The following is a 22,595-nucleotide window of genomic DNA, read 5'->3' on the forward strand; positions in this document are numbered from 1 at the left end:
CCAATATTTCAGTCTGCGGCTACTTCGACACGGCGTACATCACCGATGAGGAAGATGTAGGAGAGCGCGCCAACCAGGGCAGCGGCCCCCACATAGGTCAAGGCATAGAAGAATGAACCTGTCTTAGATACGATGAGGCCGATAACCAGGGGTGTGATGATGCCGGCGAGGTTAGCGCAGAAATTGAAGATACCCCCCGTCAACCCCATCAGCTTCTTCGGCGCGATGTCCGAGATCAACGTCCAGCCCAGCCCCACCATGCCCTGACCAAAGAATGCGAACGACAGAATCGCGATCACGACGGTATCGTTATTGACGAAATTGGCCGAAATAATCGTTGATGCCGCGAGGAGACCGAAAATGATGGGAGCCTTTCGGGCAATACTGGCCGAACCGGTCCGCTTCAGCAGTGCGTCCGAGACCCAACCGCCCAGCATGACGCCAACCGCCGCGGCCAGGAACGGCATCACGGCAAAGAAACCCACCTTCAACCACCCCATGTGACGCTCGGTCGCGAGGTAAGTCGGGAACCAGGTCAGGAAGAACACCAGCGTCGTATTGCCAGCGAACTGGCCGAGGCATGCCCCGGCAATTTGCCGTTGACGCAATAGCATACCCACGCGGCCCCATGAGAAACCCATTGACTGGGTGCTCTTCGATTCCAGCCCTCCGCCTTCGGCAATGAAATCCAGTTCGGCGCTATTGACCGTCTTGGAATCCGTAGGTTCACGATAGATCGCCCACCACACAAATGCGAACACGATACCCACCACGCCGACGACGATGAACAAAGCGCGCCAGCCCCACGTACCCATCAACCAAAACAGCGCGGGAGCGAAACACGCCAGCCCCAGATACTCGCCAACCGTGTAAATTCCGGTCGCCCGTGCCCGTTCCTGTTGCGGAAACCACGTAGCCACAACACGGCTATTGGTTGGAAAACAGGGCGCTTCGCTCGCACCCAACAGGAAGCGGAATAGCAACAAAGACTTCAAGCCCACAGCGAAGCCCTGCACGAGCGTGAAAAATGACCAGAACGCCAGCGACAGAAAATAGGTAATGCGGCTACCAAATCGATCCAGGAACAAACCGCCCGGAATCTGGAAAAATGCGTAGGTCCAGGAAAATGCCGAGAAGACGATGCCCATCACGACGGCATCGATACCCAAATCCTTGGTCATCGTCGGCGCGGCAATCCCCAGCACCGTGCGGTCCATATAGTTGATCATCGTGGCGATAGCCAGCAAGGCCAGGACGACGAAACGGCTTCGAGTCCGGCGTACGGATCGCGCTCCCGCCGGCCCATCGATCGATGGGTCTCCATTTCGCGGCTTCGCGTTTTCACCGGCAACGTGTCGCATGCTTCTCTCCAAATGCCGTTACCGGCGATCAATCTGCCAACTTGCCGAGACGCGTCGCCCATACACGACGGCCGGCATCAGCTTTGTTACTGAACACGGCGGGACCTGGTTTCGTTTGTCCAAGTCGCCTCACGTGAGGAGTGGCAGGTGCGGCATCACGCCACACTATCTGCATAAAGCAAAATGTACGAACTAGTACGTTAACGTGTCAACTGTCGGCGCTTCGGATACATTGCGCGGAACATTGCGTCACGTATGACGCCAGAAACCGAAAAATGTTGCTAAATCATATGTTTCCAGATCTTCTATCTTAATTTTGTCATCCTTCCATGTCACCCTCGATCACCCGGACTGCGGGTAAACCTGACTCCCAGCGCCTATGGGAAAAGCCGAATCGTTGCAAAAACGAACGGTTGATCCTGGTCAGATTTCGCCGCGAGTGTGCACGTTATCTTCCGGCGTCGTACCGCTATACCGTGGGCCGCACGGGCATACAAATCGGCGTGTTACCGGGCTTACAACGCTAATCGGCGTTGCTTGCCCATTTGAAACGTTTGCCACCGCCCTTTTCCACTGCCGCAGCCATTGCCGGCGTTGTTTGGGTGGGCGCTCACGCTTGAGAGGGCTTCGCGTCGTCGATTAGGGCCATTGTTCCGGCGGCGATGGCGCAGGCGTGTTGGGACAGCAACCGGCATGAACCCATTGATTCGCGGCATGCTTTATGCTGAAGACTGTCTACCATTCACACCATGCTGCCGGCCGGTCGTCCCGATCGGCTGCGGCCGTTTGTTGAAAAGGAGCGTTCTTCATGTCTCAATCCCCGCTGCTTACCTTGAACGATGGCGTTCACATTCCCCAAGTCGGCTTGGGTGTCTGGCAGCTCGATGACAAACAAACCGAAGCCTCATCGCTTGCTGCACTGGACGCCGGCTACCGCCACATCGATACTGCCAAGATATACGGCAACGAAGAGGCTGTCGGCCGCGCACTGAAAAATACGTCCGTGCCCAGGGACGAGATATTCATTACGACCAAGCTATGGAATGCCGACCAGGGTTACGAATCGACACTGAAGGCCTTTGATGCAAGCATGAAGCGCCTGGGCCTTGAAACACTGGATCTTTATCTGATTCATTGGGCCGCGCCGCAGTTGCAAAAATACAAGGATACTTGGCGTGCTTTCGTGCGCCTGAAGGAGGAAGGCCGCGTGCGCTCAATTGGCGTCTGTAACTTCAACCAGTCCCATTTGGATGACATCATCGAAGACAGTGGCGTCGTGCCATCGGTTAATCAAATCGAAATTCACCCGGATTTCAATCAACAGGCACTAGTGGATTTCTGCATTTCTCGGAAAATTACGACAGAGGCATGGAGCCCGCTGGGGCAAGGCGGTGAACTGCTGAAAGCGCCGCTGTTCAAGCAACTTGCGGACAAACACGGTAAGGAACCCGTGCAGGTGATTCTCCGGTGGCACATTCAGGCGGGGCACGTGGTGATTCCACGTTCGAAAAATCCGGATCGCGTAAAGTCGAATTTCGAGATCTTTGACTTCAAGCTTGACGATGCTGATATGAAGGCCATTGCCTCGATGCCACAAACGGGACGTCTAGGCCCGGACCCCGAAACATTCAACAACGCGTAACGTAGAAGAAAGCCCGGCTGCAACGGATGGGCATTGGACCGATACCATACCCAGCAAACCTGCAGTCTTATTCTCTTGACACCCTGGCGGATGGCACCAGGGTATTTTCCATTGCAACGCTCTAGCGCGATGTCTTGCGCACTTCAGCCGCACTGGCAACGTCGGATGCATTGCTGGCCGTCGCCGGGTCCGGATGCGGGGTCGCCTGTTTTTTGCCCAACATGCGACGCACAAAGGCGATTGCCGGTTTCTCGACCAGAAACCACGACCCGGCCGCCACGACAGTGGTAATGGCAAGGGAAATGAGCACGCCTAGCAAATTATCCTGTTGCGGGAAATACGATGCCACTACCTGCTGTACAAAAAAGCCATAAATGTACAGTCCATAGGAAATGTCCCAATCAGGACGCAACCGTTTAAATTGCGGCAATCCTGAAAACACCATCAAACCATAGATGAACGTGACATAGAGCAAAGCATTGGCCCACGGCTGGTCCCGCGACAGCACATAGCCAACACACAAAGCGATCGCGAAGTCACCTCGCAAAACAATCTTTTTCCGATAGTGATACGCGACAAAACCTGCAATGAAAAAAGGAACCGGATGCGCCGAGAAATCGCCCGGCTTTTCGGTGAGGTCCTTGACGATGGTACCGATCACCGGCAGATGGGTATGGACGTGAAACAATGCAAGCCAGACCAGTACGGCTAGACCTGCGCCGATCAAGACGCGCACTTTTCCGCGTGCCAGCGTCGATATGCCTAGCACCGCCACCATCACGTAGCACATGACTTCAACAGGCAAGGTCCATAGGGACGAATTCACGCCATGGAAGACATTATCCTCAAACAAGCCAGGCAGCCGCGTGCGCAGTCCTGAAAATAACGTGATGTTGCGTATCAGGAAGCCGAAAGTCATCTTGTCTTGCATATACGCTGAAACCGATTGCGTGGAGAGCAATGGGCCGGCCACCAGCGTAATCAATACAACACAGACGATCAAAGCCGGCCAGATACGCCCGATGCGCAATGCCACATAGGCACCGAGCGTGTTTTGCCGATCCCAACTCTGACTGATCAGAATGCCGCTCAAGAAGAAAAACGCATAGACGGCGAGACTGCCACTGTAGTCGTTTCCCGTCAAAGTGTGCAAAGGATCGGTGCGCCCCATCGCGGGTTGCAGAATAAACGAATGACCGAACATAACCAGCACGGCCGCAACCAATCGCACTATTCCGAAATTATTGTCCTGACCACGTAAGGTGTCCGCTAGTGTGCGTCCCTTCGCCAAAAACCGCTGCGCACCACGGGTGCTGTCCTGAATAGGACGAGTTGTCGACATCGAACGTCTCCGTCTGGATCCGAGCCTAGAGAACGGGAGCCGGCAATGCAGCCTCCCTGAAGGATGCGCGGTGAGCAAGCTGCAAGGATCTATGCAATGCAGACAAACACACTACGCCTTTGTCATGATAACCAGCCTTGGCGAACTATACAGGAGCGTCGCATGGCGCGCATGCGGAACACATGGCATTCACCTGGAGCGCATCTGTCTCATTCCGCTTGGGTCGAGACGCGACATAACGCCTGAGGAAAATGAAATAGACGTTATATGCAGCATCAAAATAAAAAAATAAATTCGTATGCCTAACGATATATCAAAAAATGCAAACGCTTTTAAAGACGTGGAAAGTGAGGATGTAAAAGTCGTAACTAAATTTATATCTACCCTGAATGAGTAGTACCACGTCCACTCGCCAACGTTATTGTACGGACAAACCAGCCATCTTCGGTTCACCGACGGCGCAAAGCCAATCCATTGGCACGTCCAGCAGTGCGGACAGGCGACGCACTTGACGGATGGTTGGTACCGTTACCCCTGCTCGCCATAACTGCAGATGTTGCACGGCCACGCCCAGTTGTCGCGCAATGCGACTGGAAGATAATTTTTTACGCTTCAACGTCATGTCCAGCCGGGTCGAAAACGTTCGCCGGACCGCGTCCTCTTCGAGGCGCTCCTGAATAACGGTATCGATCGATTTGTGCAGCAGCATGAATCTGTTTCCTGAACCAGACGCGACAAGTCTAGTACGTGGTAGTGATGCTGGTATGACGCTTATAAGTCAGAAAAGTTTCGATGGAAATGCTGACACTGCGTCACGAAATATGAATACATATTTCATGCCACGACGCGAACATCATGCAAGCTTCATACTCCATACTGCGCTAGCTTACAGGATGCACTACTCCCCTACCGGTCGTTTCTGCCGCGGAATGCCCACATTCCGCCTACCGCGGTGAAAGTGACCACCAGCAGCACCAATAACCAGAAACCATGTTTGTTTTCCGATAACGGCACGCCGCCGACATTCATCCCAAAAAAACCCGCAACGATATTGATCGGCAAGGCCAGGACCGTCACCATGGTCAATGTGAACAGGGTCCGATTGCTTTGCTCGTCCCGGCGCACCGAAATGTCTTCCTGGATCAGGCGTATCCGCTCGATCAAACCCGCCGGGTCGCCCAGGACGAGGGAGAACTCTTCCGTCGATTCGCGCAGGTCCTGAACGTCCTGATGCTGGAGCCAGCCTGGCGGTCGGGCAAGCAGCCGGAATAGCGAACCGGGTTCGGGTGCCAGCGTTCGCTGGAGCCGCACCAAAATTCGGCGCAGCCCTCCCAGGTCTTGACGAAATGCAACAGGGCGCTGCGCCAGCAACTGATCTTCTATGCCGTCAACGTCGGCGCTCGTGTCCCGGACGATCTTGGCCATCAGATCAGCCTGGTCTCGAAGCAGGTGCACCAGCAATTCGGCCGGGGTCCGGAATCGCTCGCCCATCATGACGCTGGCGCGTAAGCGGTCCACCGAACGTAGCGGCTTCACGCGCAAGGTCACCATCATCCGGCGATGCGTATACACCCAGAGCGTCGCGATCTCGGTGGGTCTCTGCTCAAAACTGAACGTTACATCGTTGACTACCGCCAGTAGCGACCCATCTTGCTGTTCAATCCGCGTGGAACGGGAACCCTCCTGCAAGGCCTCGAAGAATGCCTCCGGGAGGTCAAGGTGTTCCTCGATCCAACGCCGGCTGCCCGTATGCGCCAAATGGAAATGCAGCCACAGAAAATCCTTTGGCCGCACGCCGGTCCGCGGCGGCACATGCGATTGCGGCTCTTCGCTGGCGTAGAAGTCCGCAAGCCAGGCAAGCGCCTGCGTGGCATCCACCGGATGCGCGACAAGGCCATCTTCCTCGGCGTCGTGATGATGCAGGAACGCCGGCCCTTGCAATGCGCTACCTGGCTGTCCAGCGGGCTGCAACGTCGCGCGCATTGTTGCATGCCGATGATCGGCATCCCCTCGCGCGGCGCGAATCGACGCTGTTTCCGGTTCTGAATGCTCGCTAAAGAGAAAACCGCAAACGAGTCCGTTATCATCGGCGCCGTAACGCATCGTTGACGGATCAAATGTCATCAGGCATCAAACTGTCAGGGGGTGGGAATCCGAATGGCTCGATATCGTCGACTGCGGCGGCATGACGTAAAAACCGGACGCATCGCGTTTCGCCTCTTGCTTCGCGACCGCGGCCAGCGCTGTCAACGACCCGATATCATACAGCCCCGCGCGTGCTTCTATTACGCCTGCCGCTAATTTCACGAATCCGTGGAAGCGCTGCTGCCCAAAACGGTCTACCGCCTCGATACCACCCGCCTGCCGTTCCTCATCCGTGTAGAGCTGCAACACTTGTCGATTAAACGTGGCGATCGCCTCCAGCACCCGTCGCCGCCAATCCAGGCTTTGGAAAAATATCAGAAAATCATCGCCGCCCACATGTCCCAGGAAATCGCGCCGAAGATCGCAGGCATTCGATAGAATGGCCGCCGTCAGTCGCAGTACCTCGTCACCCTGCCAGTAGCCGTGCTGGTCATTGTAGGATTTGAAATCATTTAAATCGCAATAACAGGCGTAAAACGGAGCGCGCCCCTCGATCAGACGCCGCATATGCGCCTCGATCGGGATGTTTCCCGGCAATTGCGTCAGCGGGTTCGCATAACGTGCCGCCTCGATACGGATATCGGTGACGGCGCGCATCAGATCCTCAGCGGTCCCGAGCCCCCGATAGGCGCCCCTTTCAACGATGACGAAACCATCGGACAGGTAGCCCACATCTTGGGCACTCAACCGTAGCGCCAGCGAATCGATATCGGCATCCTCCTCCACGACCAGCGGCGACGTGTTCGCATGCGTCAGGCAAGGCTTGCGACCAAATAGTTCACGATGAAATGGCAATGCATAGGAGTCGACGAAATGCCGGCGATTGATCAAAGCGTGTGGCGTGTCCCCCTCGACCACGGCTACCGCATGCAGGTCCGGATGCGCGCTGAACAGGGCGAAGACTTCATCGTTACGCGTGCGCGGATCGATGGCCGGCGCGGAGCGTAGTAATTGACCGACGGTCGCACGCGCAATCCCACGGGCGGCAATATCGGGGAAAACGGTGATCGCGCGGTTGCGCAGTACCTGCATCGCCAGCGGTGCGATGTCACGAGGGGGTTCCGACGCCGGTCGTGATAATGCAAAACCTTGTCCCATTTCGATACCGAGATCCCGGCAAACGATCAGGTCGTCCGGTGTCTCGATGCCTTCGGCAATGACCGTAGTCCCCGCTTTTTGCGCCAACCGGCGCACGGCGCGCAAGGCCTCGAACCGTAACGGGTGTGTACCACTGCCACGCACCAGCGACGCATCGATCTTCAGGAAATCGGGCTCCAATGCCACCCATAGGCTCAGTGTGGCATGTCCCGTTCCGTAGTCATCCAGCGCGATACGCGCCCCCATTTCCCTGAGGTTGCTGCTGGCCTGGAGCAACGTATCCACGGCGCCGAGCGCATTGCGCTCCGTCAACTCGAAGACGAGCCGGTCCGCACGAATGCCCCAGCGCGCGAGAATGGCAAACACCGCTCGGCGATGGCGCGAGAGTTGCCGTAATCCATCGGCACTCAGGTTGACGAATAGCAAGGTATTGGGCGCGTCGGTGACATCGGCCGCATTCCACCCTGCCCGCCAATAGCTGTCCATGGCGCAGCGCGCGGCCGCGCGCTCCAGCGGCAAGCGACAACCTTCCTGTTCCGCCCGCTCGAACAACTGTCCCGCATCGTCCACTGGCAAGTCGAGCGCCGCTTCGTGTGCACCCACCGTCACACGCACGAATCCTTCGTGCGCAACGACTTCTCCGGTCTTCAACGACACGATCGGTTGAAAAACCGAGCGTAGCGCACCCCGGCGAATCACGCCGGCTATCGTGGCGATCATGATGCTTCTCGTCTCTACTGACAACCTTGGCGAAGGATACGACCGTAACTTCCGATCGTAGCAGTGTCACATGTCAGTCATTTGACAGTCGCGGTATCGTCATCCCAGTGTCATCCACCCGTTGGCTGCATACGGCCATGGATTCGTCGCGGTTTTGCGATGGCATCAGGATGGGTGGGATGAACATCCAGCGCGATACGTCACGAAACCGTCATCGACGAAAGGCAGAATACGTCGTGTAAACGTTTCCACGACGCAATGTCCACATGCAAACCAGATAACGCGCTTTTTCGAGGCGAACCATTTTTCGACATATCCACCTCCCGCGCGTGATGCGACAGTGGTTACCGAAAACGGCCGTCCCGCACCTGGAAAAGAAGATCACGTGACGCACACTCGCACCAACACACCGCCGCATCAATCGTCGAAGAAAACGGGACGCACGGCTACCACGATCAAAGACGTGGCGTTGCTCGCCCGCTGTTCCATCGCCACCGTGTCGCGCGCATTGAACACACCGGCCAAAGTCGATCCAGCCACATTGGCGGCAGTGCAGGCCGCCATTGATGCCACCGATTATCGCCCAAGCGCGCTGGGCCGGATGCTGCGCGCGGCGCATAGCCAGGTGATTGGCGTTATCGTGCCGACCATCGCCAACCCGGTGTTCGGTGAAACGGTGCAAGGCATAGACGAACTGGCTTCGGCCGCGGGTTATCGGGTGATGCTGATGACCACCGAATATCGCACCGATCGCGAACATACCGCCATCGATACACTGCGCGCGCATCATGTCGACGGCTTGATCGTTACCGTCGCCGACGCACGGGCGAATGATGCACTCGACGCTTTGGACCTGGCGGACATGCCGTATGTGCTCGCCCACAACGACGCGCCCGCAAACAGCCAACGCCGTAGCGTCGCCGTGGACAACTTCACCGCGGCCCGCGAAGCAGTCGAACAAATGATCGCACGTGGTCACACGCGAATCCGGATGCTTGCCGGCACCCTGAGCGCATCGGATCGCGCCTTGCAACGGGTTGCAGGCTATGAGGCGGCCATGCGGACGGCAGGCCTCACGGTCGCGCCCGTCATCGAAATCGACTTTTTGTCGGATCATTTGTCCATGGATGTGATGCGAGCGCTTGCGCGGTCCGAGACGACGGCGTTGTTTTGCAGTAACGATCGCCTGGCAATAGTTGCGATTACCTCTCTGGAAACCCAGGGACTGTCCGTGCCGGGAGATATATCGGTAGTCGGCTTTGACGGCCTGACACTTGGCGCACTATCGATGCCTCGCCTGACCAGCGTCTGCGTGCCGAATCGCGAAATCGGCCGCCGCGCATGGGCATCGCTGCGAGAGGCCATTCGCGGTGGGCACAAGGCGAAACAGGAGACCATGCCACCGTCTATACCTGGAACAGTGCCTTTCGAGCAAAGCGCGCAGGCCCTTTCCCATCCATCGATGGCCCTCCCGGCGTCAAACGGGACGTCCGGGTCGAACGACGTTCATCAGCGGCTACCGCATGCACTCCGCTTGGGCGGGACCCTCGGTACGGTCACGGAAAGACGGACACGGTGGAACTGCCTTGAGGATACGCCAGCACGACCATCGCTATAGGCATGGCGCCTGGTCGGACATACCGCCCGGAACGTCACGGTTCAACGAAACATGTATTGTCGCCCTCCGCTTTTACCGCTACGTACCTTCAACCAAAAGAGAAACAAACGTGATGATGCTTCACACTTCGTCCAACGCACGCAATGCCGCCAGATGCAGCACCCTTGTGCTCAGCGACCAACCATCTCGCCGTCAGCCGTCGATATCCCTTCTTGCAATGCGCCTGGCGGTCCGCGCCCTTGCCTGCGCGGTGGCCACCATGTCGTTGTTCGGCGTTGCCAGTGGCACGGCGCTCGCGCAAGGTGATAAGACGGCCATCTGCTACAACTGTCCGCCAGACTGGGCGGATTGGGCAGGTCAGATCGCGGCCATCAAGGCTGCCACCGGCATCCGCGTGCCCTTCGACGACAAGAATTCCGGGCAAGCCATTGCGCAAATGATGGCCGAGCACAGGAGTCCCGTGAACGATGTCGTGTATCTCGGCATCTCGTCGGCGTTCCAGGCCAAGGATAAAGGATTGCTTGCGGCGTACAAACCGCCTCACTGGGATGAGATTCCCGCGGACGAAAAAGATCCGCAAGGCATGTGGTTCGCGATTCACTCCGGCACGATCGGATTGATGATCAACAAGGACGCATTGGATGGCAAGCCGGTGCCGCAATCGTGGGCCGATCTGTTGAAACCCGAATATAAAGGCATGGTCGGCTATCTCGATCCGTCCAGTGCCTTTGTCGGTTATGCCGGGGCCGTCGCCGTCAACCAGGCGCTGGGCGGTTCGCTGAGCAATTTCCAGCCGGGTCTGGACTGGTTCAAGCGCTTGCAGGCCAATGCACCGATCGTACCGAAGCAGACCGCCTATGCGCGCGTGCTGTCCGGTGAAATCCCGATCCTGATCGATTACGACTTCGACGCCTACCGTGCCCGATACAAGGACCAGGCCAATGTCGCGTTTGTGATCCCGAAGGAAGGTACGATCTCGGTGCCGTATGTCATGGGCCTGACCGCGGGTGCGCCGCATGCCGACAATGGGAAGAAGGTTCTGGACTTTGTCCTGTCCGACGCAGGGCAGGCAAAGTGGGCCGCCGCCTATCTGCGCCCGGTGCGGCATGTGCCCATGCCCAAGGACATCGCATCACGTTTTTTGCCCGCCAGCGATTATGCGCGGGCGAAGACCGTTGATTATCGTGAACTCGCCGCGCAGCAGCAGGCATTTGGCCAGGCCTACCTGAAAATCGTCCATTGACCCGCGTGCCATGCTTCGCTTTTGCCTGAACGATCCAGGCGGCGGCGCATGGTCCTCTCTGTTTTTCTTGTACCGCACCGCGCCGGACGTATCGGAACGGTGTTGGAAAGCATCATGTCCGAGTCTACTTTCCCCCTGCCGCTGCGCGTTGCCCTGTTCGCGCCGGCCATGGCCTTCTTTGCGGCGTTCTGGTTGCTGCCGGTTGTCTTGCTGGTCCGTATCAGCGCGGACGGCCATCCGGTGACTGCTTACTGGGCCATTGTGACCAATGCGAACTACCTGCACAGCCTCTTGAATACGGTCGCCCTGTCGCTGGCGGTCACTTCGGTCAGCCTGCTGCTGGCGACGGTATCCGGATTGTTTCTCGCGCGCCGGACATTTCCGCTGAAGTCTTTTTTGATGGCGCTGTTGGGCTTTCCGCTCATTTTCCCCGGCGTCGTGGTCGGTTTTCTTGTCATCATGCTCGCCGGTCGCCAAGGCTTGATCGGCGCGCTATCGTTGCGCCTGACGGGCGACAAGTGGATCTTTGCGTATTCGATGGGCGGCCTGTTTCTCGGGTATCTGTATTTTTCGATACCGCGCGTGCTGGTATCGGTCATTGCGGCCACAAGCAAATTGGATCCCTCGCTGATCGAAGCCGCACGAGCATTGGGCGCTTCGTCGTGGCAGGTCGCACGCGATGTGTTGCTGCCTGCCCTGCAGCCGGTATTGGTCGCAAGCGGCGCATTATGCTTCGCCACATCCATGGGTGCATTCGGCACCGCCTTTACGCTCGGCACCAATATCGACGTATTGCCGATGACGATATACACCGCCTTCACGTTGAACGCCGACATGGCCGGCGCGGCAGCGCTGTCGATCGTCCTCGGCGTGATCACCTGGTTGACGCTGGCATTATCAAGGCAATTCGGCGCGGCAAATGTGGCGGTGTCGGCATGAGATACGCTCGAATCAATACGGCGCGCGTGGGCGTGTTCCTGCAAGCACTGGTCACCGTGGCGATAGTCTTGTTTCTTGTCTTGCCCATCATCATGTCGATGCTGGCGGGCGTGACCGTTAACTACTTTCGTGGCTTGTCGAGTGGATTGACATTGCGCTGGGTAGGCCAAGTATGGGACTTGTACGCCGGTTCGATTTTCGCTTCCTTGTATGTCGCGCTTGCCACGTTGGCGATCACCATCATCATCGGTGTTCCTGCAGCCTATGCGCTATCGCGCAGTCATGCGCGCCTTGCACGTTGGATCGATGAGCTGTTGATCCTCCCGGTTGCGCTGCCGGGACTTGCATCCGCGCTGGCCTTACTGTCACTGTATGGTGGTTTCGGCGCGTTTCGCCAGAGCTACGCGTTCATTATCGTGGGCCATGTGATATTCACCCTGCCATTCATGACCCGTTCCGTTTCGGCGATTTGCGCCAGCGCGGACATTCGCACGCTGGAAGAAGGCGCGGCCAGTCTGGGCGCCGGTTTTGCACGGCGTTTTTTTACCGTGGTCCTCCCCAACATTCAACCCGGTATCGTCGCCGGCGCGGTGGCTGTTGTCACGTTATCGCTCGGTGAATTCAATCTGACCTGGATGTTGCATACGCCTGACACGAAAACCTTGCCTGTCGGCCTTGCCGATACGTATGCGTCGATGCGCATCGAAATCGGCAGTGCCTACACGCTGGTCTTCCTGGTTATCGCGTTGCCGCTGTTGCTTGCAATTCAATGGTTCGCGCCGGATGCCGTGGTAAAGCGCGCGAAACGCCGCGCGGCAAAGGTCGCAAAAGACGCTCTCTGATGAAGGCTCCCATGTATCCCGTTCCCCCTGACCCAACCGGGCTCACTTCGCCGTCGAAGGTAATGACGGACGATGCATCGGCCATCCAACTGGCGCGCGTGGCCATTACGCTGTCGCACTGCGCGAAAACGTTCCACGGACAACAAGTGCTTGCACCGCTGGACCTCGAGATCGCCGCCGGCGAGACGCTTGTGTTGCTAGGACCTTCGGGATGCGGCAAGACGACGACGCTGCGGATGATCGCCGGACTCGAGCGTCCCGACACCGGCGGCCGCGTCTTTTTCGACGGCGAAGACGTAACGTCTTTGCCCATTGAAAAACGACGCGTGGGCATGGTGTTTCAAAGTTATGCGCTTTTTCCCAATATGTCCGTGCGGGACAATGTCGGATATGGACTGCGTGTACAACAGTCTCGCGGCGCGAAGGACCTTGATGGGCAGTTGCTGACGAAGGAGCGCATACGTGCGCGCGTGGACCGTTTGTTGGCGTTGATGGAACTGGAAGCGCATGCTGAAAAACGCATCGACGCGCTATCCGGCGGCCAACGTCAGCGTGTGGCGTTGGCGCGCGCGCTGGCACCACAGCCACGGGTGCTGTTGCTCGATGAACCGTTGACGGCGTTGGATGCGCGCCTGCGAGACATGCTTCGCGCGGAAATGAACCAGTTGCTCCGGACGCTCGGCGTGACCACGGTGTACGTGACGCACGACCAGGGTGAAGCGATGGCGCTCGGCGACCGCATCGTGGTGATGAGCGCCGGCCGCGTGGAACAAGCGGGCACGCCTCGTGAAATCTACTATCGACCGGTCAACCGACATGTCGCTGAATTCGTCGGCACGATGAACCGGCTCAGTGGTATCGTGCGGGACGGATACCTCTATGTAGGAGACGCACCGTTACCGCTGGCGTCCACGTCGTCCGTCGTCCATGCGCCAAACGTCGCGCGCCCGAATAACCGGTCGACATCGATGCAAACCGAACATGTCAGACCGCACAGCACGATGGGCAACGGCCCCACGTCCGACGCCCGGATGGTACAAACCGCATTTTTCCGTCCGGAAGATGCGGAACTCTGTTTTGTCGATGACGCACACCTGCACGGCACCGTGCGAAGCCTGACGTTTCTGGGCGATCGAACGCGCGTTGTCATCGATGACGTAACAGGACAATTCGAGACAACCCATCACGACGGTCATCATGCAAAGGACGGCAGCGCGTTGATCACGCTCGACGTCACAGGCCGCGCCACATTGACTCATGGGGATCGCGTATCGCTGCGCTTGCGGGAAAACGCGTTGATGTTATTGGAACAGGAGACTTAGTGATGACGATGCAACAGACTGCTTCCCTTGGCGCCCCCTCGGAGACGAGTGCGGCATTGCCTGCTTCGGCCAATCATGACGTTGGCGGAGCAGTGAAACAATATCGTGAGCATGACCCTCGCTTGCCCGCGCATTCGCCTTTCTACTTCCTGCAAATGACGGACCTGCATATCCGTGCGCCTGGCGTGTTGGCATATCGGAAGGTGGATACGGCCGGCTATTTGCGCCAAGCCGTTGCACACGTATTGACACTGCAGCCCTCACCCGCGGCGATTGTCGTTACCGGTGATCTCGTCGATAAAGGCAGTGTGGACGAATACGAACATCTAAAGACGCTGCTGGCCCCGCTACCAATGCCAATTTACATGCTGGTTGGCAACCATGACGGGCGTGAAGGACTGCGTGCCGTTTTTGATGCGCCCTATCTGCACGAGGGCGGAGCCTTTGTCCAGTATACGGTGGATATCGGTGGCGCCAAGGAACACGGCGATGCGGTCGCGAGCAAGCCCATTCGGCTGATCGCACTCGATACGCTGGAACCCGGTCGCAGCGGCGGATTCTTGTGCGAGAAACGACTCGCGTGGTTGGAAGCCGCATTGGAAAGCGCGCGGGGCCTACCGGTTGTGGTTGCCATGCATCATCCGCCGTTTGCGACGGGCATCGGTCACATGGACGAGGCATTACTCGATGCACATAGCAGCGCAAGACTCGCGGAAATCATCGCGCGACATCCAAACGTCGAGCGGATCATCGCAGGGCATTTGCATCGAGAGATTCACGCGCGTTTCAGCGGCACGATTGTATCTACCGCAGGGTCTACCGCACACCAGGTCTGCCTTGATCTACAGGACAACGCACCATCCGCTTTTACGATGGAGCCCCCCACGGCCGTGATTCATCGTTGGCAGCCATCGCCCGGTCTTCCCCTCGACCCACGTACGGGGCTTAACGGAGGGCTGGTGTCTCACCTTTCCTATCTTGCGAAATATGACGGCCCTTACCCATTCCACGAGCCGGATGGTGGATTGATCGATCAGTAAATGCGAGAAACGGCGTCATGTGCGCCGTTATTAAATAGTCTGTTAGTTGCATTAAAGGAATAAAACCTGGAAAATGATCGCATCGTTTCGACATTTCCCCGAACGGCGATATTTGCAGCAAAACGCGCGCTAAACAACCTCTTGCTGCTTATTTGCCGTGATCGCCGAGATCGTGACCAAGCCGTTTCAAGGTCTTGCCGAGCGTATATCCATAGCCATAGACACCGACGTCCTGGCTGAAACCAGGACGCTTGGAAGCGGCCTTGCTTGCCTTTTTTCTTGTCGCGCGATCCGCCTTGGTGTTCAACGACCGATGATGCGTACGTGCCGATGCCCGTGATGCAGTCGACGATACCGGGCCAGCCCGCTTCGCCGTGTGTCGATCCTGCTGTGCTGCCTTACTACTCGGTTGTGGAGACGCCATGGTCGTCCGCGCCGGACCACCGTCGGATGGAAAGACCAAACCGAGCGCCGCGAGCGTCACCGGTCCGGTCTTCATCCGCTGACCGCTCGGGCGTGGCGGCGGTAATGCGATGGCTTGCGCCTTTACCGCGTTGGAAAGCCCAGGAAATGGATCGATCCCGGTGATTCTCTGTAACAAGGCAATCGATATGACCGTGTAGCCATTCCCCTCCCGGTTGGCAGTCAAATAAGCCGCAGCGCCGCGCTTCGGATCATAAATCGCTTTCCAAAGATAGTCCGGCACGGCAACGCGGGAATGCAACCAGGTGGGGGGACCGATAAAAGCGGGACCGCTCACGACATACAGCTCGCCGCTGTTCTTTGTCATCGCGCGGGTCGTGATCTCGATACCCTGCCATAGATGCCGATTGTTGTCGGACACTTGCGGCACCATGTTTGCCAGCGAGAAGCTTTGCTCCTGCGCCACGGCGTCCGGCATATCGGCGCTGGGCGACATATGCCCTCGATCGAAACCGGATGTACGGTAATCCTCGAGTTCCGCGCGATCGTCGGCGAGCAGGGACATTTCCGCGTGAAACGCATCGTGACGTTTCACTGTTCGTGCTGCCGCCACGCTGTCAACGGTCAAATGCTCGGCTGACCACAACGGCGTGCGCGTGATGCCGGAAGCCATCACAGAATAAAAACGATAGCAAAGAACATGCGTCCGCGGCACCTGTTCCATGCGCAATACGTCGGGCGCCTGTGCCGCCATGAAAAACGAGGGGCATGCGCTGGGCGCGGCGCCCACCATGCGTTCCGTGCCAGGAAGACCGACAAGCAGCGCGAGCAACAACGCAACATGAATGGCAATACGGGATGAAATGTGCCGCGACGGGTGTGACCGGGCAAAGGGTGATGCAGTGATCAACGGGGATTCTTCCGAGGCAAAAACAGCGGCATTATGCCAGCATCGTCGCCCCTTCATGAATAAACACGCGTGCACGACGAATATTGACGCCTACCATGCCGAATGCCGCCTCAGATCAATTCGGTAAAGCCTGCCGCTTCCATGGGCTTACCCAGCAGGAAGCCCTGCAGGAGATCACAACCCAAACGGGTCAGCAAGGCCTGCTGCTCATCCGTTTCCACGCCCTCGGCAACGATATTTAATTTCAGCGTGCCGCCCAATGCCACAATCGCCGAGACGATGGCCGCATCTTCACTGCTGTTTTCCAGATTCATCACAAAACCGCGATCGATCTTCAATTCACTCGCAGGCATTCGTTTCAAATACAGCAAACTCGAATACCCGGTGCCGAAATCGTCGATCGAAATCCTGACGCCAATCTCGTTCAGTTTTTCCAGGATCGCCAGGTTAGCGTCCACGTCCTGCATGGCTGTCGACTCGGTAATTTCCAGCGTCAGCTTGGCCGGGGCGATCTCGTGCTTCGCGATGGTCTCGACGATCATTTCGGTAAAGCGCGGATGATTGAATTGCGCCGTCGAGATATTGACCGCCATCGTCAGTGCCCGGCCTGCATCGGTACGGGCGCTCCGGTGCCACTCCGCAAGTTGTCGGCACGCCTCATCCAGAACCCATTCACCAATGCCGATGATCAAGCCGCTACGCTCCGCCAGCGGGATGAATTCATCGGGCCCGATCCGGCCGCGCGTTGGATGGTTCCATCGTAGCAGGGCCTCGGCACCGATCATCGGACCATTTGGCGCACGAAATTTCGGCTGGTAATACAAGACGAACTCATCGCGTTTGCGCGCGAGTCGCATGTCATGCAACAGCATCAGATGATTGGTATTGTCCGTATGCATCGACCCTTCGAAGAAACACGCCTGATTACGCCCCGCCGATTTGGCGTGATACATGGCGATGTCGGCACTCTTCACCAAGTCCCCCGGCGAATCACCATCACCTGGATAGAGCGCGATGCCAATGCTGGCGGATACGGACAAGTGATGGCCGGCAACGACGAACGGCTCATCCAGTACATTCACCAATCGTTCCGCGATCGTCGCCGCGTCAGCGGCGCCCGGTATGGGCGAAAGCACGACGAACTCGTCACCGCCCAGACGCGCACATGTATCCTGCGCATGCACGTTCTGGCGAATGCGCTCAGACACCTGCACCAGCAATTGATCACCCAGATGATGGCCGAACGTATCATTGACGCTCTTGAACCCGTCCAGATCGACGAACATCACCGTGAACATGGTGCGAGTCGCGCTGGCGGTTTCAATGGCCTTTTCCAACCGATCCATCAGCAACATGCGATTCGGCAGGCGTGTCAGCGTATCGTGCAATGCAATGCGCGACAGTTCCTGGTTAGCCTCCGCCAGCGACGATGACAAGATGGCCGTGTTGATCTCGAGCCGCATGTCGAGAATCGATGTGATCAGTGCCACCGCCAAGACCGCAACGGTGATCACGAGAATTGGCAGCGCCAGCGCATTGGCATCTAAACCGGTACTTGCCGCGCCGCAGATAGAGCCGAGCGGAAATTCAGCCGCCGACATCCCGACGTAGTGCATGCACGCAATCGCCAATCCCATCACGACGGACGCGCCAAGGCGATAATAGCGAACATGAAGCGCCAAGTGCCGCAGACGGAATGCGATGTGCATGCCAAGCCCGGAAGCCAGCACCCCGACGACGATGGACAACACGATCCGGGAAGGCCGCCAGACGATCGCCGGGTCCATCTTCATTGCGGCCATGCCGGTGTAGTGCATGGCGGCGATACCGCCCCCCATCAGCAAGGCGCCGACGAGCAGGCGATGCCAGGGAAGCGCGGGGCGGCTGGCAAGCCGCAAGGCAAGCAGGGACGCCAGGATGACGATGATCAGCGACAGCACCGTCAATGGGACATCGAACCCTATATCGATGTTCGGCAATGAAAAGGCCAGCATGCCGATAAAATGCATCGACCAGACGCCGAACCCCATCGCGATGGCCCCCCCCACTAGCCACCACACGGCAGCCTTGCCACCGGCCGTGGTAATGCGCCCGACGAGATCGAGCGCGGTGTACGACGCCAGCATGGCGACGAGCACCGAAAACAACACCAGCAGCGTGTCGTAACTACCAACGAGCATGACAAACCTCAAAAACCCGAGGACGGCCACAGCCCTCGCTCATATGAACCAAGCGATTGCGGCGACCAACAACTTCTCGGGCGCGCGCCGTGCTCGTCCGCGTAATGCGCCCAAAAACCGCCCCATCCGGATGACCTGACCTTTCGGCCCCGCCAACCTCTTCGCGCATGCGAGGAAGACACCTCTCACAATACGAATGACGCGTGCAGATCCAGACCCACGTGGTGCATCGGCAAGAAACGCCGCCTGTCGCCAGCCGAATTTTACGGGATTGCGTAAATAGTTGATGCCCTGGTAAAGCATCATCAGTCAGGATAACGGCCAGGCTTTCACTAACTTTAGTCAAGCAAACCAGATATCCCGATAACGTTTTGACTTACTTCAAAAAAATCACGTATGCATGCGCGCCATCAAAGGGTGTGCCGCTTTGTGAATCAATGATTCGAGCACCTCCACATCAAACGGTTTCGCAAGCACGGGAATCTCTGCTTGCTTCGCTCGCTCGATCTCCGATGCGTAGCCCGTGACGAGTACCACCGGCATTCTCGGCAACACGTCACGTAGCCGGATCGCGAGATCGATCCCATTCATCGTACCTGGCATGTGAATATCGGACAGCACCATGTCGAAACCATCCGCGGCGCTGTCGCGAACCGCGAGCAGCAAGGTCAGGGCGGTATCCGCGTTATCCACCCATTGAATACGATGCCCCATCACATCGAGCAGCGCCTCCGTGCCGGCCGCCACCTCCGGGTTATCCTCAACGAGCAGGATCGCGATACCGTACTCTCGCCTCGCGGAAAGGCCATGCACCGGGATGGCATACGGCGGTGGGGGTGCTCGCCCACCGTCCGGCTCGGTAGATGAACGCTCCGTTCCAGCGAGCGGTACCTCTGCCGCCGCGAGTGCCGTTGCATCCACGTCGTCCTCCCCGGGCACGCGCGCCTGCGAACGCGGCAGATAGAAACGCACGACCGTGCCGCGCCCAACCTCGCTTTCGATCGTGGCCGTGCCGCCCGCCTGTTCGCAAAAACTGGCCACTTGCGGCAAGCCCAGGCCGGTCCCCTTCCCTTGCGGTTTCGTCGTGTATAACGGTTCGAATGCCCGACGCAATACCGCCTCCGACATGCCGGCACCGGTATCGAAAATCGAGATACGAACGTAGTCACCCGCATGACCATAGGCATCACTGGTACTGAAACGCATATTCTCTACCGCGATTGTCAAAGTGCTTCCGTGCCGCGGCAATCCCGTTTCGGGCTCCAACATTGCGTCACGCGCATTGGCCGTCACATTCAGCAGCGCCAATTCGAGTTCCCCCGCATCGACATCGACCGGCCAGATGTCAGGTGCGGCCCGTAGCACCAGGCGCGATTCCGATTGTAGCGCCCCGCTCAGCAGAGGCGACGCCCGCGGCAGCCAACTTTGCAGCACCACGGTCTCGATTCGTTGCGGCTGCTTGCGCGCCACGCCAAGAAGCTGTCGTGTCAATTGCTTGCCATTGCGAATGGCTCTCTCGATGGCGGCGAGTTCCGGGCTGCTGTCGTGCAATGGTCCCTCATTGCCAGGCATCGGCGGCGCGATACCACGTCGGCGCAGGACCTGCGCATTCGACGACATCGTCATCAGGAGATTATTGAAATCATGCGCGACGCTGCCTACCAGGTTACCCAATGCTTCGGTGCGCCGTGCTTGTCGGAACGCGGCTTCGACGGAACGTCTTGTCACGGCTTCGGCACGCCATGACAGCCAGGCCTTTTCCTCTGTTCGGAGCCGGGCCAAGGCGACCAGGATGACGGCCCATAGCACCAGGCACGGCACGAACACACCCGCGGCAAGCAAGGCAATATGCGCCAGCCAGGCTGACACGAGCGCCGACATCGGACAACTGGCGAACACATACACCGGATAACCGGCAACGCGCCGATAGGCAATCACGCTTTTTTCGCCATCGACGCTCAGGGTCCCATCGCCGCTATTCATGCTGTCGCTGACGGTGTTACCACCGCCTGGATGGCTGTCGAGATCAGTCAGCCCCCGTATCAACGCCGATAACGCATGAAAGGGAATTGCCGAATGTCCCACGCCGGACCGGCTCTGCGCCGAAGTCGCACCGGACGGGTTGTTGCCATCGGAACCCGCCGGGTAGCGCACCAGCAACGTCCCGTCCTCACGGACCAGTCCGAGCGTCATCGACTGGTCGTTGCCGATCAATTCCTTGTAGAAGTCGCTGAAATACGCGGTCTTCAACGACACGGCGACCACCCCGATCAATTTGCCATCCGCGTCACGCCGGGCGGTGCTGGTCGAGAAGATCGATCGACCGGTCATCGCCCCCTTCACTGTCGTCGACACCCATAACGTGGCGGCTTTTTCAATTGCCGGGTAATTCAAACGATCACGGAAATCGCCGCGCGCCGCAGGATAGCCAGCGCTGTTGAGCAACATCCGACCTTCGGCGTTCAACACCGCGATAGACGAGACTTGTGGATAGCCGCCACCGAGCTTGGCGATGCGTGCTTGAAAGCCGCGGCCCTCGCGAAGTAACGTGGACTCAGGCACATTACCCAACAAATCCACAATCCGGTCATCCAGCGCTTGATTCAGGTCGAACACCTTGATGGCGTGTTCTTCGGCGATACGGGCCATGCGGCTGGTGGCCGCGCGCGCTTCTTGTCGGCGATCATTGAAGTTGATGACCGCGGCTACGCCGAGATAGACGATTGGCAACACTATCGCGGCAATCAACAAGATCAGGAAAGCCACGCGAATGCCCCGAAAATTACGCTCGGGCTCGCTTGCCGGCTCGGTTTCCGCAGCCAGCGCCGCGCGCGTGGTATCAGCTTGGTCGCGCGAGCTGATCGCGGAATCGGTGTGGGCGTTCAAATGACGTCAATCGGGACGTAAGGGTGACAGTGGTCGGCCGCGCGTGATCGCGCTGTTGTCATTTATTCTGCCAGAGCCGCGTTTCGCAAACCACACGACGCTAGCCTGGCGTACAACGCAAAGGCGCGTGGCACATTCTACGGCATCAGACCGGGTCTCCACGCAACAAAGCCAGCAGCGTGTCCAGGTCCACCGGTTTTTGGAAATAGAAATCAAAACCGGCGCAACGGGCGTCTTCGATGTGCTGGGTATCGAAGAAACCCGTGATGGCGATGATAGGCGTGGACGTGAATGCCTGCATCCGGCGAAAAGCACGCGCAGTGGAGTAACCATCCAATGCCGGCATGCCGATATCGAGCAATATGGCGTCCGGCACCGTCAACTTGGCCAGCGCCAAAGCGCTCATGCCATCACTGGACACCGCGACATCATAGCCCTCCGCACTCAGACATTCATGCATCGCGTAACGGACATCGAGATTATCGTCGACGACCATCAAGCGCGTAAATTTTTCGCTATTACCGTGTAATCGCGGGTGATCGTGTAGCGCGAGCCAGCGTTGTCTCATGGACTGATGCGCGCGCTCGGGCGTCGACTGCGGCAATTGCGCAGGGCCGTCCGGCCCCTTCGATGGTGGCAACGAAGGGTGCGGCTCCGGCACGGGTGGCGTGGCAACACGACGCATGATGCCGTCGGCGCCGGAGGCAGAGGAGCAATGCAAACGTGTGTTCGAATGCGGCATTGTCATGAACGCGGTACGTCGTATCACCGCTTCGTGGCCGCGTGGGCCACACAGGTAGAGAAGGTTTTGTCGACAGCCTTTCCGATATGACAAGAAGGCAATCAACAAAATATCTCAACAGCAAGCACGAAATATGCCTGAT

At 58.1% G+C, this 22,595-nt stretch carries 16 protein-coding genes; 7 read left to right on the forward strand and 9 right to left on the reverse strand.

The features are described from left to right. Positions 1-8 precede the first annotated feature (8 nt). Positions 9-1,361 (reverse strand): MFS transporter, encoded by a 1,353-nt coding sequence (locus SJQ66_RS22545; protein WP_024902880.1) that lies wholly within the window; start codon positions 1,359-1,361, stop codon positions 9-11. Between the two features lie 808 nt (positions 1,362-2,169). Between SJQ66_RS22545 and SJQ66_RS22550 the strand changes: the two genes are divergently transcribed. Continuing rightward, entirely contained in the window at positions 2,170-3,003 is an 834-nt protein-coding gene (locus tag SJQ66_RS22550; protein ID WP_046153710.1) for an aldo/keto reductase, read from the forward strand. A gap of 121 nt (positions 3,004-3,124) precedes the next feature. On the opposite strand, the gene SJQ66_RS22555 is transcribed toward SJQ66_RS22550, so the two are convergent. From SJQ66_RS22555 to SJQ66_RS22570, 4 genes are all read right to left on the reverse strand, one after another. Then, positions 3,125-4,345, reverse strand: coding sequence for an acyltransferase family protein (locus SJQ66_RS22555; protein ID WP_024902882.1), 1,221 nt, complete (start codon positions 4,343-4,345; stop codon positions 3,125-3,127). A 418-nt stretch (positions 4,346-4,763) separates the two neighbouring features. After that, on the reverse strand, positions 4,764-5,054 hold the full coding sequence (locus SJQ66_RS22560; RefSeq protein ID WP_024902883.1) for a helix-turn-helix domain-containing protein: 291 nt from the start codon (positions 5,052-5,054) through the stop codon (positions 4,764-4,766). 197 nt (positions 5,055-5,251) lie between these two features. Next, positions 5,252-6,469 (reverse strand): transporter, encoded by a 1,218-nt coding sequence (locus SJQ66_RS22565; protein WP_320534578.1) that lies wholly within the window; start codon positions 6,467-6,469, stop codon positions 5,252-5,254. A gap of 6 nt (positions 6,470-6,475) precedes the next feature. Next, complete coding sequence (locus SJQ66_RS22570; RefSeq protein WP_320534579.1) at positions 6,476-8,308, reverse strand: GGDEF domain-containing protein; 1,833 nt, start codon at positions 8,306-8,308, stop codon at positions 6,476-6,478. A 385-nt stretch (positions 8,309-8,693) separates the two neighbouring features. Between SJQ66_RS22570 and SJQ66_RS22575 the strand changes: the two genes are divergently transcribed. From SJQ66_RS22575 to SJQ66_RS22605, 6 genes are all read left to right on the forward strand, one after another. After that, entirely contained in the window at positions 8,694-9,926 is a 1,233-nt protein-coding gene (locus SJQ66_RS22575; protein ID WP_320534580.1) for a LacI family DNA-binding transcriptional regulator, read from the forward strand. Positions 9,927-10,143: 217 nt separating this feature from the next. Further along, positions 10,144-11,169 (forward strand): ABC transporter substrate-binding protein, encoded by a 1,026-nt coding sequence (locus tag SJQ66_RS22580; RefSeq protein WP_024902887.1) that lies wholly within the window; start codon positions 10,144-10,146, stop codon positions 11,167-11,169. A 114-nt stretch (positions 11,170-11,283) separates the two neighbouring features. Beyond that, entirely contained in the window at positions 11,284-12,108 is an 825-nt protein-coding gene (locus SJQ66_RS22585; RefSeq protein ID WP_320534581.1) for an ABC transporter permease, read from the forward strand. Further along, the gene (locus SJQ66_RS22590) at positions 12,105-12,950 is read left to right on the forward strand and encodes an ABC transporter permease (protein WP_320534582.1); all 846 of its coding nucleotides are present in this window, start codon (positions 12,105-12,107) and stop codon (positions 12,948-12,950) included. Before SJQ66_RS22585 ends, SJQ66_RS22590 begins: the two co-directional genes overlap by 4 nt. Positions 12,951-13,033: 83 nt before the next feature. Further along, positions 13,034-14,272: an ABC transporter ATP-binding protein gene (locus tag SJQ66_RS29790; RefSeq protein WP_024902890.1), complete on the forward strand. Its 1,239-nt coding sequence runs from the start codon at positions 13,034-13,036 to the stop codon at positions 14,270-14,272. 155 nt (positions 14,273-14,427) lie between these two features. Continuing rightward, entirely contained in the window at positions 14,428-15,312 is an 885-nt protein-coding gene (locus tag SJQ66_RS22605) for a phosphodiesterase (RefSeq protein WP_036009039.1), read from the forward strand. Positions 15,313-15,460: 148 nt separating this feature from the next. Here SJQ66_RS22605 and SJQ66_RS22610 read toward each other — a convergent pair whose 3' ends face one another. From SJQ66_RS22610 to SJQ66_RS22625, 4 genes are all read right to left on the reverse strand, one after another. Next, positions 15,461-16,702 (reverse strand): DNA/RNA non-specific endonuclease, encoded by a 1,242-nt coding sequence (locus SJQ66_RS22610; RefSeq protein ID WP_320534583.1) that lies wholly within the window; start codon positions 16,700-16,702, stop codon positions 15,461-15,463. A 53-nt stretch (positions 16,703-16,755) separates the two neighbouring features. After that, complete coding sequence (locus tag SJQ66_RS22615) at positions 16,756-18,825, reverse strand: putative bifunctional diguanylate cyclase/phosphodiesterase (RefSeq protein WP_176025963.1); 2,070 nt, start codon at positions 18,823-18,825, stop codon at positions 16,756-16,758. Positions 18,826-19,215: 390 nt separating this feature from the next. Continuing rightward, positions 19,216-21,711 (reverse strand): ATP-binding protein, encoded by a 2,496-nt coding sequence (locus SJQ66_RS22620; RefSeq protein WP_320534584.1) that lies wholly within the window; start codon positions 21,709-21,711, stop codon positions 19,216-19,218. 145 nt (positions 21,712-21,856) lie between these two features. Further along, entirely contained in the window at positions 21,857-22,459 is a 603-nt protein-coding gene (locus SJQ66_RS22625; protein WP_157685861.1) for a response regulator, read from the reverse strand. Positions 22,460-22,595 lie beyond the last annotated feature (136 nt).

Origin of the sequence: Robbsia andropogonis (assembly GCF_034047095.1) — a bacterium.
GTDB lineage: Bacteria > Pseudomonadota > Gammaproteobacteria > Burkholderiales > Burkholderiaceae > Robbsia > Robbsia andropogonis.